Genomic DNA, 12,902 nt, shown 5'->3' with positions numbered 1-12,902 from the left:
AAACAACATTACTCACTGGCCAGAATAAAAGCTAGAAACAGGAAAACGGAAATGCTTTGGATTTTCTTTGGAATACATACGGCCAATGCGGTATGCATGATAGAAAAGGTCGAAAAGAAAAAAAGAACGGCTGCATAATCAGACTAAAATAATAAGAGGAAAACAGGAGAGGTTTTTAACTTCCCCTAAAAAGACATATACATAATGTACCGTTGGGAAGAAAAAATAAGAATATGTAAATAATATTCTATGAAAAAGATAGGAGACTTGAGGCTTTACAGAAAAAAATTAAGAGAAAAGCTCACGTAAAGTAAAACTGTTCTCTTAATTTATTAGAAAGAGGGACATTTACTGAATATCCCTAAGTAAATACATCAAAATCAGAAAGTCCCATAGATTTTAGCTGATTGACACTGTGAGCCGTATCCTCCTCCGTATTATATTCCGGAATAAGGGGGACGCGGACGGTGATATGTTCCGCCTTTCCCTGTTCTATCAGCCATTGCAAGTTTTCCAGCATTTGCCGATTGCTTCTGCCTGTATAGTTCTGATAGATTACATCATTCATATCTTTAATATCTATGATGTAATCGTCCACGACGGGCAATAAAGTCTCCAAATGCTGACGGGACACATTTAAGGAAGTCTCCACCGTAATCCTCCAGTCTCTTCCGCAGAGTTCGCGGAAATGAACGATAAATTCACTTCGCAAACAAGGTTCTCCACCACCAAAGGTGATACCTCCGCGAGTTGCCAGAAAGTAGAGTTCATCTACTTTCACACTCTCATATAGTTGTTCGCAAGAGTAAAGAGGAAGTCCGATTTCATCCGACAAAGATTGAGGGTTCAGACAATATTTACAACGCAAAGGACAACCATGAAAAGCGACCAAAGTCGTCACTCCCTCACCGTCAATTAACAGGCGATGTCTGCTGATACATAATATGGGGACAGAATTATCCATTCTCTGTTATTTCGAAGAATTAAATACCACAGGAATTGTATATTGCGTTGCCAACGGAATTCCGTAAAGTATGCTGGGCGCCCATTTAGGCATGAGATTAATCACCCGCAATACCTCATTACCAAATTCAGGACTTGCAGTTTGCAATATTTCGGCAGATTTCACCGTTCCGTCTTTATCAACAAGAAATCTCACAAGCACACGACCCGACTTATTCTCATCAACGCCCTCCGGCCAACGCAAGTTCTTATACAAGAAACGCTCCAAACCATACATGCCTCCATCTCTGAATTCCGCCATTTGCTCCATCACTCCCGGCAATACATTTTCTTCCTGCACCTCTTTTTTCAAGTCTTTCCTTCGCCCTTCTATGATCCCGTTAATAGAATCATTCATCATCCAGGTTATTAGTAGATTGAACCGCACTCGTCTGCACAACAGGTCCGGTCTCACTCATCCATATCATTCAGATGTATTTCCAAAGCCTTCACCGAGATATAAATCTCGTATACGGATATGGCTAAAGAGATAATCAGCAGCACCATTGCCAGACCAAAGATGTATATCGACACTAAATAGAGCTGTATATAGATGAAGAACATACTGACTACACATAGCAACAGACTACCCGTCCCCGTCACCTGCATGGCGCGCGTCAGATAAAGGCGTTTCCGCAGATTGGCAATCTGTGCAGCGGTTACCGACGAATGATTGGCACGATACTGTTCCTTCAACGTGCGCACCAACTGGGCATACGACATGAAGCGGTTGGTATATGCCAGCATTATCAATGAGATGGCCGAGAACAACAGGGCCGGAGTGGTTAAATCTATATCCATATATTTTATTCATTAAAGAGTTCGGAATGCTATTCCTGTTTAAAAATAAAAGGAACCATATATTTCATGGGAACCGGTTTACCACGTTGCATTTCTGCATTCTTTTTAAAGTGGATCGGACAGTAACTTTATCCAGTGAAAGCAAAGATAAATAAAAAACATAATATATATCCGTTGGCAGAATTAATTTCTTTCTGAGCGGTTATGAATGTGATTCACCACAGAATAATACAGAGTTTTACGGAGAAGATGCTGCTAAGTTGCCGCACCGCTACTTTTATCTGTTCTTCCTGCGACGGCTAATAAAAAACGTAGTAAACACTTATTCTTTCCACCATGGGGATTTTTTCTTTCCTCCATGGTGGAAAGAATAGCTATCCGCATACAAAGGTATTAAGTTTGGGCAGAAAGAAGTGTAAGAATGCCTAAGAAAAAGGTTAGTGGTTGGAAGAAGAAAAAAAACGGTTACGGGCTACAAGTTTCATTCCTTTCCGTTCCGGGTATGCTTCTTTTCTGCACCGTTCTGCCTTTTTCCGCAAGCATATAAATCTCACCTAAAATTCAGCAAAACGAAAACAGGACAAATCAAACTCTACTTCTTATCATAAATACCATTAGAGAATCTTCCGTAAGCCATCACCTGATTCGTATCCGGGAAGTGCACAATCTCAGGCACATTATTCGTATCAAAATCAAGATATACCAGTTTCTCCGTATCAGACCCATTACGCATGACGTGCGCACCTTCCGGCCCGGCAGGAAAAGTGATGACATCTCCCGCTTTTACTGTCACCTCCCCATTGGCGGTACGCACAACGCCTGTACCACTGATGATGTAGAACACTTCCTCATCCGTTTCATGATAATGATAGCCATAGGCAAAGTTACCCGGTTCCACCTCTACAAAGTTGACACGGCACTGGGTTACGTCTTCCTGCGCAACAATCGGTTTCACTGTAAATTCATTGCCACCCTGACTGATTTTCTGACCTTCGGCGGTCTTGTAATTCTTTACTGCAAGTTCTTTCATTGTCCTTTTGTTTTTAAATAGTTTATAAAATAGTTGTATTCACCAGTTTTTTCACTAACTTCGCAATGAAGTCTATGACTTTTCAACATTGCAAAGCTATACACTATTTTACTTATAAACAAGAAGTTACAAACAAGTAAGATAGTTACCTGGAGGTTACTTTTGCTGAAAAGCAAGAGATTAAAAATGAAGAAAAAAGAAAAATAATCAAGTAGAACCTAATACTAACTAAATATATGGAAACAAGAATTACCTCAAACCGTATTACGGAACTAAAGCCGAACGAGATATTCGTCTTCGGCAGTAATCTGGAAGGTGCTCACGGTGGTGGAGCCGCATATCTGGCCTGGAAGAAGTGGGGAGCCATCTGGGGACAAGGAACAGGACTACAAGGACAGACTTACGCCATCCCGACCATGCACGGTGGCCCAGAAAGCATCAAACCTTATGTTGACCAATTCATCGGATTTGCCAAAGAACATGCCGAATACGTTTTCCTCGTCACTGAAATAGGATGCGGCATTGCCGGATTTGCCCCGAAAGAAATTGCCCCCCTATTTAAAGAAGCCATGAATGTGCCCAACATTCATCTGCCTCAACGTTTCTGGGATGTACTGAACGCCATGTAAAACCGAACTTTCAACCGCCTTCTGCCCAACGCAAATAATATGCCGGCAAGAGAACAGACTGAGCATATTACGAATATAATCCCGGTGGAAACCAAGATATTTCCAATGCCCACCAAGGGAGAAACAATGCCGCCGAAAGAGAAACTGACAGCTCCCAGCAACGCAGAAGCTGTCCCGGCATTAGTGCGCTCACACTCCATAGCCAATGCGGTAGAGGTAGTGAAAGTCATTCCCATCATAAACAGCACTGCCAGCAGCAACAGTTCGTATACCCAGAAGCTACAACCTAAAGACAACGCAGCACATTCCAGTATAGAGAAAACAAGCATCCCCATGCAGCCTATCAATGTCCCGTTTTCCGGTCGGCGGAACTTCACGGAAAATGCTGCGGCACCACCGATAGCGATGGCATTAATGCTGAAGCACACGCTGAAAGCAAAAGGAGAGTAACCGTAATGTTGCTGAATAATGAAAGGAGACGAAGCTATATAGGCAAACAGCACTCCTTGCGCAAACGCCAGTTGCAACACATAGCAAATATATTGCTTATTGCGGAGGACCACCTTGAAACTATTGAACGTATCTGCCCATTTCGTTGCCAACCGCTTCTCGGCGGGAAGCGACTCCCGGAAGCGCATGCAGCCTGCCAGCAGCAACATACCCAGTACAAGCAGAATACCGAAAATCCCCTGCCAGCCGATGGCTTCCGTAAATACTCCTCCAATGATGGGCGCCACCACCGGAGCAATGCCGTTGATGGCACCGATAATTGCCAGCATCTTCGCCAGTTCCTTACCCGAAAACTTATCCGTAGCAATGGAACGGGCTATAACGATGCCGCCCGCACCGGCAATACCCTGTATCAGACGGAAAGTGACAAACTGATGAATGTCCTGCGCAAATAAACAGAGAACTGTTGAAACAATGAATAGCCACATGGCAACCTGTAACGGTATACGTCTGCCATACCGGTCGCTCAAAGGACCGAAGAATATCTGCCCGACTGCCAGCCCGATCATACTGGTGGTAAGTCCCAACTGAACCATTGAAGAACTCGTATTGAAATATTCTCCCATAGCCGGCAGGCTTGGCAAATACATATCTGTGACAAACGGCCCGAAGGCTGTCAACATTCCTAATAAGATAAGAATGAATAGTTTTGAATTATCTTTTCCCATATAATTACCCTTAATTAATTGCACGGCAAAATTAAGAATAAATCAGTTGACCCACCCCACCTAATTTAGCTGTGATTATTCAAAACAAGAACAAATAAATGCTTAATCAGCCCGTAACTCCCAATTTCTTGTCCATACGCAGCTCATGCTTCGCAAAGCGGCGAATAGAGCGATAAGTGGGATGCAGCACTTTGTACGGGCGGATATCGCTCTCATAAACCAAGAACACCAACAGGCAGAACAAGGCTATCAGAATCAGCCAGCCGTACAATTCTTTCATCGAAACCATCAACGCCTGTTGCTGCACAGCACCATAAAGTTCTCCGGCAGACATCCGACTAATGAACGGGTTCACATGGTCCAGTGACGAACCAAGCAGCATCGCATTCTTCTTTAAAGTCACACTCAAAGCATGCCCCAGGATAGCCGTGCCCAAAGCCCCTCCAAACCCGGCACTGACAAACGCCTGCACAGACACCGCTTGAAAAAAGTGCTGGAAAGGCACACGTGACAGCACCGTAAGAAAGCAAATAGCTATTATGACATACCCGAAACTACGAAAGAACAACGGCACAAACAGCGTCTCCTTCGGCAAAGCATAATCAATGCCAAAGTAGAAATACATCAGATAGACAGTGATGGAAGAGAAAGCAATCACCGTCATCGTCTTATAGCGCCATTTACGGCGTGAAAAAGTCAGAAAAGTAAAAGCTGCTCCAACCACAATGCCCAGCAACACTACCCAGTTGAGCGAAATCACATTCAGGGCATCATAACCCAATATACCCTCCATATAGATATGCTCAAACAGGTGTGAAGGAGCTAACAGGATATCTATTATTATATAAAGTATAAAGAGCAGCCACACGGAGCGATACGTCCACGTCTTCAGTGCAATGAACGGATGACGGATGAAAGATGCGCGCCACAGGTTCAGTGCCAGGACTACTATGCCGATGACGGTTGCCGCCCGGATTTGGAAAGACCGATACCAATCGTAATGCTCACCATAGACGCAGACGAAAAGGATGCACAGCAGAACGAGCCCCCACATCAAAGCTCCCAGCCAGTCGATACCGAATAACGGTAGTTTCGGTAAGGAACGATAGCTGCGGAATAGCCAGAGCGTAGCCAGCATCACTAATAGCAACAAGCCCACTATCAGCCAGTGCATATACTCCCATTTCGCCCAGAAAGCCGTGTAGACGGTTATCAAACCCGACAACTGGATGCAACTCTGTACCAGCAGGTAGATAAAGCAGAAGAACACCGATAAATCCCGCTTGGGAGTCAGCCATAGTTGAATGGTGGAGTTGCACTCAAACGTGGCCCACATGCGGAAGATGCCGGCAAAAAAGCAAGTTATCACCAGCAGGGGAATACTGCGGGTATGCATGCATATCAGATTGGCAATAATCAGGGCTATGCTGCACGTCATCAGCGAAGTCTTCGAGGCGAAGCGGAATTTCAGGCGGAACATGATGGCGAATGTCAGCCCCATGCCCACCATAGACGCATACGCCGCCATCATAATGTCTTCCTGCATCAACGCCGTTGAACCAACCATTTCGCTGACTGCCGACAGATAAATACCACCGGAAAACTGGAAGATGATGACGAAGACAATAATTATCCAGGGGCGCAGTTTAGGCGGAACAAAATCACGGATGGCCGGAATAGAAAAAGGTCCTGTTTCGTGCATCGCATCAATAATTTACTACACATTCCACATTCATACCGGCACGCAGGCGCTCCATATCTTCCGGACGATTGTCCGCAGAGAACTCGATACGGATGGGGATACGTTGTTCCACTTTCACGAAGTTTCCGGCGGAGTTATCCTGCGGGAGAAGGGAGAAGCTGGCCCCCGTAGCACGGGAGATGGACTTCACGGTTCCTTTGAAAAGGATATCGGGAACGGCATCCACTTCGATTTCCACGGGCTGGCCTTCTTGGATATGTGTGGTCTGGGTTTCCTTGTAATTGGCTACTATCCATTTTTCGTTTTCATCAACCAGGTCCACCAGGGTTTGTCCGGGTTGTATCAGTTGCCCTTCCTGAATTTCCTTTCGTCCGGTGGTTCCGTCGCAAGGGGCGAGGATGACGGTATAGGAAAGATTCAGGCGTGCCAGTTCCAGGGCAGCCTGTGCAAGTTTGATGCCGGCATCGGTTTGTTCCAGGCGGTGGGTCTGTTCCTGTTTCACCAGGGTGGTGGATTGCCTTTGGCGCAACAGAAGTTCGTAGCGGGCTTTGGAGGCATCATAGTTCGTTTGCACAGCATCATATTGCTGTTTGGTGACCGCATCCTGTGCCAACAGGTTCTTGTAACGGTGATATTCACGTTCGGCATTATCGAGGCGGACTTTAGCTTCCTGCAAGCCGGCGTCAGATACGGCAATGTTGTTCTGGGTAGTGTGTACAGTGGTAGCCACCGCATTCTTGCCGGAGATGGCATTCTGGAAATCAGCCTCAGCCTGCGCCAGACGGAAGCGGAACTCGGCATCTTCTATCACAGCCAGCGTATCGCCTTTGCGAACCTGTTGGTATTCGTCGAAATATATCTTCTTGATAAATCCCTGCACGCGGCTATTGACGGGGACGATGAGTTGTTTCACCTGTGCATTGTCCGTGTATGCCACGCTGCCGAGGTGAACGAAATGAGAGCACACCCACACCAGTGCGGCAATGAGCAGGAGACTAACCACCACGTTATAAATCACTTTTTTCTTCTTGCGTTCCATATATTCTATTGTTATTTTAAATTCGTTTATAGGCTTCCGGCTGTCTTTCTCAGCTTATAGAAATTGAAAAGTATATTGATTTGTGCATTCACCAACTGCAATTCCGCATTCAGCTTGGAGTTGCTGGCGTCCAGCATATCGGTAATCAGTGCCAGGTCATTCAGATAGCGGTTGTTCACCACACTGTAGTTCTGCGTTGCCAGTTCCAGACTTTTCTCCTGTGTATCACAGATAGTGAAAGCCTCGTGGAAACGGATGTATGCCGCTTTCACCTCCGTGCGCACATTCTCCTGCAACAGCAAATCACTCTCCTGCGCCCGCCGGGTAGACAACCGTGCCAGACGAACCTTCTTGCCGGACTTGAACGTAGAAGCGATGTCAAACTTCACCCCGACACCCACATACCAATAATTCAGATTTTTATTAATGGGAGGCACTTCAATTGTAATAGGCCCGTCCAGTTTGTCACCGGCAAAGAGAGCCACGGACGGCAGACGTTCCGCTTTCGCTATCCGCTCGTTATACTGAGACTGCTTGATGTTCAGCTTCATCTGTTGCAACACAGGCGAACTCAATACAGCCGTTTCCTGCCAATGCGCTTCTTCCGATGGTTTCGGGAGCCGTCTCAGCAATGTTGTATCCACATCAATCACTGTTTCCTCCGACAATCCAAGCACTGTAGTCAACTGATTATTCAGAATGAGAATACTGTTTTCTATCTGCGTCAAAGCCAGTTCCAAAGATTTGAGTTGCAACTCATACCGGGTGATATCATTCTTCAAAGCCAATCCCTGCGATTGTTTGGCATTGATGTCTTCCACCAACTTGCGGGTTTGCTCGATATTCTTCCGGTACACTTCCGCCTGATTCTGCAACTTATACATCTCCAGATAGTTGCCTACCAGCAGAAAACGTATATCCTGCCTATTCTTCTCCTTATCCAGTTCCGCCAACTGTTGCTGCAACCGGGCTATGGCAATCCGGCTCGTGATAGCCCCTCCGGCATAAATTACCTGCGACGCTTCTATCGCAAAGTTATTACCGAAATGCGGCATAGCGGCATTCTCACCGTTCCCGAAGTCACGATCTGCCAGCCAGGCATCGCCCAGATAGCTTGCGGAAAGGGAAACGTCAATGGAAGGAAGTTGGGCATTCTTAGCTACCTTCACCGCTTGTCCGGCCTCTTCTTCCGCCAGACGGAACGTGCGAATACTGCGGCTGTTAGCATCCGCCAACTCGAACATTTCTTCAATTGTCATCTTCTGAATGGTTTGTGCAGATGCAAGAGAAACGTTCAGAGCTAAAATCAAGACCAATAATTCTTTCAATCTTTTCATCATATCTATTAAATTGTTACCTCAAAAACGGCTGCAAAGTTCGGACAAATTCTTTGCTAAAGGTAAATCCAAAATTGTGCAAAGTTGGTTTAATTTGGAGATTTCAAAGGTTTGCGCTACCTTTGCCATACAATAAAAAAGACTACTTAATGGCCTCTTCCATACGCATCAAGAACATCTGTGAACTACCTATTATCAGCGGTAGCAAAAACGATACACGCAAGAAAATCAGTTGCATCACCATCGGGCACCGGGAAGCGGAAGAACAGTTTTCGTCAGACATCCACCTCGATGCCTTCATCATCCTATTGGTTTTATCCGGAAAGGGACGGGCTGCAATCAATTACAAAACGTATAACATTCAAGCAAATACGCTCTTGCTGCTGACTTCCGCTCATTTGTTCCATTTTTATGATTGCAGTGATGATTTCCAATGCCAATGCCTCTTTGTCAGCAAGGCGTTTACTGATGAGATGGACTCCACCGATATGATTTACCGGAGAACCAAATATGGCGTACGGCTATATAATGAGCCTGTAATACCTTTGGAGCATCCACATGCCGCCCTATTGGCGGAACGACTGGACAGCGTCAACAAAAACATTGACCGTACAGAGCATTTTTATCACAAAGAAGTGATTCTGAACCGATTGTTCGCTTTCTATCTCGATTTAAGCGATATCCTCGAACGCACCAATTTGCCCCATACAGACGGTTGCCTGACCCGCTACGAAAGTGTCATCAAGTCGTTCATCGAACTACTGGCGGCACATTACCGTGAAGAACACAAAGTAGACTTTTACGCTGAACGGCTACACCTTTCCACCCACCACCTGACGCAAATCGTGAAACTTGTGACAGGGCAAAGCGTAAGCGACTTTATCTTTGAAATGCTATTCAGTGAAGCCCGCAACCTGCTGACGCACTCCAAACTATCCATACAAGAGATAGCCGTCGCCCTCAACTTTTCCGACCAGTCTTCTTTCGGGAAGTTCTTCAAACGGAAAGCGGGCATATCACCTGTGGATTTCAGAAAAGACATGAAACGGAATAGTTAGATTCACACCTTTACCGTCATTCATGAGAAGAAAATAAGGATGCATAACTTTAAAGAATCACAAAGCATTGTGATTTTGAATCGGAAAAGTGTTACAATGCAACAAGCCCAGCTTAAAATCACAATGCGTTGTGAATTTAGTTGTATATTCCAATATTATTCTTTATTTTTGCTCAAAAATCGCATTGCATTGTGAATACAAAAGAAATAGGAGTCATTATCAAGAAGCGTCGTCAATACTTGAAAGTGAAACAACAGGAACTTGCAGATTTAGCCGGTGTAGGTATTAATACATTGGTCGCTATTGAACGTGGACAAGGAAACCCAAAGCTGGAAACACTGCTTGCTATCCTTGACACCTTGGGACTACAAGTCGAAATCAGGTTAAAAGATTAAGATTATGAGACAATGTGAAGTTTATGTACACGGTATTCGTGCCGGGGTGCTTACCGAAGATGACCATCGGGAATACACATTCTCTTACGATGCGGCTTATTTATCAGGCGAAGAAAACCCTCCTGTCAGTCTTACCTTGCCTTTGCGTAAAGAACCTTATCATTCGCCATATTTGTTTGCGTTCTTCTTCAACATGCTTTCTGAAGGAGAGAATCGTCAAATTCAATCCCAAGTGCATCATATTGACGCGGATGATGATTTCGGTATTTTGCTTGCCACAGCACAAGCAGATACCATAGGAGCTGTTACCATTAAACCGATTGCCCTATGAAAGAGATACACGTTTGCCCCTCCACTTTAGCTGAAGGCTATGAAACCTATTCCCCTATTGCACGAAAAAAGATGTTCGACGGCAAGGAGGTGTCACATTACGTTGATGCACCAAGTCCATCGGAAGATAGCGCTGAAGCAAAAGAGGCGATTCGTAATGTGGGACGCATCTCTTTGTCGGGTGTACAACCCAAATTTGCGGTGGTGGTAGATACGGAGAATTTATATTTGCGCTATGCCCGTGAAGGCGAACAGGGAACTTATATATTGAAACCTCGTCCTAACGGCTATCACATTCTGAATAAGGAATATTGTGCCGCCAACGAACATCTCACCATGCAAATAGCCTCACAGGCATATGGCATCGAAACGGCAGCAAATGCCCTTTGTTTCTTCAAGAATAATGAAGCAGCTTACATTACTCGCCGTTTTGACATACATTCCGGCGGAAAGTATCAGCAAGAAGATTTTGCAGCGTTGCTGGGATATACCAAAGCACATGGTGGAAGCGATTATAAATATTGTAATGCCAGTTACGAAGAGTGTGCCGAAGTAATTCGCCGGTATGTCAAGGCGGCTCCCATTGATGTGGCCCGTTTCTTTCGTCTGGTAGTGTTTAATTTTATCACTCTCAATGACGATGCTCATCTAAAGAATTTTTCGCTGATTAATAAAGACGAGGAGTATCGTCTTTCTCCGGCTTACGATTTGATAAACACTTCCCTACATTTAGTAGAGCCCCGTATTTTTGCCCTTGACAAAGGTCTATTCCGCGAAGGCATGAAACTTTCGGACACGCATCAAGTGAGTAGAACTGACTTTGAAGAATTTGGCCGTCGCATCGGGCTTCCAGAACGGGTCGTAAAACGGGAATTAGATGCATTTGCAAAAGAAAATCAGATGGTAAAGGTATTGATTGAGCGTTCTTTCTTGTCGGATATATTAAAACGTCAATATTGGCTGTCCGTGGATTATAGACGGAAGACGTTGGTGTGGTGATTTCAAAAACGGTATTTACTCATCAAGGCGTTTCTTTTACGCAACGTACCGGAAAACCATGTACTCTCCATGAAGTACCATTGGGAGAGACTCCTGATTTGGAAGAGTACAAATAACCTCCAAATGTAGAAAAGGCACTATATGGAGCAGATGACCATGCACAAGAAAAGTCACCAACACTTTCTATATCCCCCTTTTTTCCTGAACGGCAACCAGTTGCCGGATAAAAAGCAATTTCACCTTTTCCTATCTCTGAGATATAAAAGTGACGTCCGAAAATCACAGTGGAACTGTCATAGTTTCGCTTCTCGCCAGATGGAGAGTTATAGTAGAGAGGATTCGTTGTAGCATAACTAACATAGTCATCTTTAGCAGTACTTGCCCCCAACGGATTCTCTGTTGTCGTAAAATTCGTCCAAGTGTCCTGTGGAGGCAGACACCAGCCATACGGGCATGGATCATAAATAGTCTTACCAGTAAACTTAGAATCAAGCCCAAGTGGATACTCACTCATATAGTTATTCAAATCACCACCCCACAATTTATTGGAACTTCTCCATATAGTTGGAGAACTAATTAGCGGAGAAGCTCCATAAAGCCAATTAACGCTAACATCAGTATCACCTGCGGGATATATTATAAATGTCAGAGGGTTCATTATTGTATAAGCGATGTTTTCTGCCACTGACGTATGAGGAACTTGAGCAGCCGTCTTTTGAAAAGTACTCCCTTTTAATGTTGCCATAGGAAGCAAATTCCCTGCTTTGTCATATATTTCTATACATTCCACTCCACCACCCATTTTTCCCGAGGGAAACGGGTCTTTACGCCCAAATTGATAATACAATCCAAACGCCCGGGAAGCCGTATTCGCATCGGAAGCTTCATTACCGGCAGCTCCCAAATTACGATCCATCATCGTTAATGTTCGCGGTACAAGTCCATTTTTTAAAAGTGTCGGGTCCATCCATCTCGGATTAGTTCTATACGTCTGTGCAGACTCCAGCACATTAGTATTTGTCACCCAAATATGCCAACTCCAAAGTATAGCGCCTGAAGTATTCTTAACTGCAATTACAGCATTTCCTTCCTTGACTTCTCCGGTTCTAAAGTATACATAGCCACCTTTTAACATTAATACCCGAATAATTTTCTCATGACCACTTGTTTCCCAAACCAACTCTGCAATATTAGGACTTATAGAGGCATTCATCGCCAAAGCGCTTCCCGTAGGAGAAATTTCAGCAGCAGTCGCCGCACCGTTACCTCTTACCGTTGCTTTAAACTTATACCAAGAATTTGCTTTCGCAAGATAACAATTTGCCGTGCCTGCACTACTCAAATCTTCTGTCCCCGCAAAATCGACAACAACCCTTGTATCTGTTGCCGCAATGTCATTCAA

General features: G+C 44.7%; 13 protein-coding genes and 2 pseudogenes. 6 read left to right on the top strand and 9 right to left on the bottom strand.

The window, feature by feature from the left end; genetic code table 11:
* Positions 1–138: pseudogene (locus tag BUC01_RS24430) on the top strand (DDE transposase); the annotation flags it as partial.
* A 223-nt stretch (positions 139–361) separates the two neighbouring features.
* On the opposite strand, the gene BUC01_RS24425 reads toward BUC01_RS24430, so the two are convergent.
* The 4 genes from BUC01_RS24425 to BUC01_RS24410 form a co-directional block, all read right to left on the bottom strand.
* The gene (locus BUC01_RS24425; RefSeq protein WP_025835913.1) at positions 362–964 is read right to left on the bottom strand and encodes a radical SAM protein; all 603 of its coding nucleotides are present in this window, start codon (positions 962–964) and stop codon (positions 362–364) included.
* A 6-nt stretch (positions 965–970) separates the two neighbouring features.
* Positions 971–1,363 carry an energy transducer TonB gene (locus tag BUC01_RS24420; RefSeq protein ID WP_025835910.1) on the bottom strand — a complete coding sequence of 131 codons (393 nt, stop codon included), beginning with the start codon at positions 1,361–1,363 and terminating at the stop codon, positions 971–973.
* 50 nt (positions 1,364–1,413) lie between these two features.
* Entirely contained in the window at positions 1,414–1,803 is a 390-nt protein-coding gene (locus BUC01_RS24415) for a DUF2721 domain-containing protein (protein WP_025835908.1), read from the bottom strand.
* A 592-nt stretch (positions 1,804–2,395) separates the two neighbouring features.
* Positions 2,396–2,833 carry a cupin domain-containing protein gene (locus BUC01_RS24410; protein ID WP_025835906.1) on the bottom strand — a complete coding sequence of 146 codons (438 nt, stop codon included), beginning with the start codon at positions 2,831–2,833 and terminating at the stop codon, positions 2,396–2,398.
* A 236-nt stretch (positions 2,834–3,069) separates the two neighbouring features.
* On the opposite strand from BUC01_RS24410, the gene BUC01_RS24405 reads away from it, so the two are divergent.
* Entirely contained in the window at positions 3,070–3,462 is a 393-nt protein-coding gene (locus BUC01_RS24405; protein ID WP_025835904.1) for an A1S_2505 family phage non-structural protein, read from the top strand.
* Here BUC01_RS24405 and BUC01_RS24400 read toward each other — a convergent pair.
* The 4 genes from BUC01_RS24400 to BUC01_RS24385 all read right to left on the bottom strand — a co-directional run bounded on the left by BUC01_RS24400 (position 3,429) and on the right by BUC01_RS24385 (position 8,718).
* Complete coding sequence (locus BUC01_RS24400) at positions 3,429–4,640, bottom strand: multidrug effflux MFS transporter (protein WP_073315168.1); 1,212 nt, start codon at positions 4,638–4,640, stop codon at positions 3,429–3,431. The genes BUC01_RS24405 and BUC01_RS24400 overlap by 34 nt on opposite strands.
* Positions 4,641–4,746: 106 nt before the next feature.
* Positions 4,747–6,342, bottom strand: a complete 1,596-nt coding sequence (locus BUC01_RS24395) for a hypothetical protein (protein WP_025835902.1) — start codon at positions 6,340–6,342, stop codon at positions 4,747–4,749.
* A 4-nt stretch (positions 6,343–6,346) separates the two neighbouring features.
* A complete protein-coding gene (locus BUC01_RS24390; RefSeq protein ID WP_025835900.1) occupies positions 6,347–7,381 on the bottom strand; it encodes an HlyD family secretion protein in 1,035 nt (344 codons plus the stop codon).
* Between the two features lie 26 nt (positions 7,382–7,407).
* On the bottom strand, positions 7,408–8,718 hold the full coding sequence (locus tag BUC01_RS24385) for a TolC family protein (RefSeq protein WP_073315170.1): 1,311 nt from the start codon (positions 8,716–8,718) through the stop codon (positions 7,408–7,410).
* A gap of 149 nt (positions 8,719–8,867) precedes the next feature.
* Between BUC01_RS24385 and BUC01_RS24380 the strand changes: the two genes are divergently transcribed.
* From BUC01_RS24380 to BUC01_RS24365, 4 genes are all read left to right on the top strand, one after another.
* On the top strand, positions 8,868–9,776 hold the full coding sequence (locus tag BUC01_RS24380; protein WP_025835994.1) for a helix-turn-helix domain-containing protein: 909 nt from the start codon (positions 8,868–8,870) through the stop codon (positions 9,774–9,776).
* 191 nt (positions 9,777–9,967) lie between these two features.
* Positions 9,968–10,171, top strand: a complete 204-nt coding sequence (locus BUC01_RS24375; RefSeq protein WP_025835993.1) for a helix-turn-helix domain-containing protein — start codon at positions 9,968–9,970, stop codon at positions 10,169–10,171.
* Positions 10,172–10,175: 4 nt separating this feature from the next.
* Positions 10,176–10,502, top strand: coding sequence for a HipA N-terminal domain-containing protein (locus BUC01_RS24370; RefSeq protein WP_025835991.1), 327 nt, complete (start codon positions 10,176–10,178; stop codon positions 10,500–10,502).
* Positions 10,499–11,500, top strand: a complete 1,002-nt coding sequence (locus tag BUC01_RS24365; RefSeq protein ID WP_025835990.1) for a HipA domain-containing protein — start codon at positions 10,499–10,501, stop codon at positions 11,498–11,500. The genes BUC01_RS24370 and BUC01_RS24365 overlap by 4 nt, the downstream gene beginning before the upstream one ends.
* Positions 11,501–11,522: 22 nt before the next feature.
* Here BUC01_RS24365 and BUC01_RS24360 read toward each other — a convergent pair.
* Positions 11,523–12,902, bottom strand: a pseudogene (locus BUC01_RS24360) (DUF4906 domain-containing protein); the annotation flags it as partial.

The organism is Bacteroides stercorirosoris, from assembly GCF_900142015.1.
Taxonomy (GTDB): Bacteria; Bacteroidota; Bacteroidia; order Bacteroidales; family Bacteroidaceae; genus Bacteroides; species Bacteroides stercorirosoris.
This window is presented reverse-complemented; position numbering and strand designations above follow the sequence as displayed.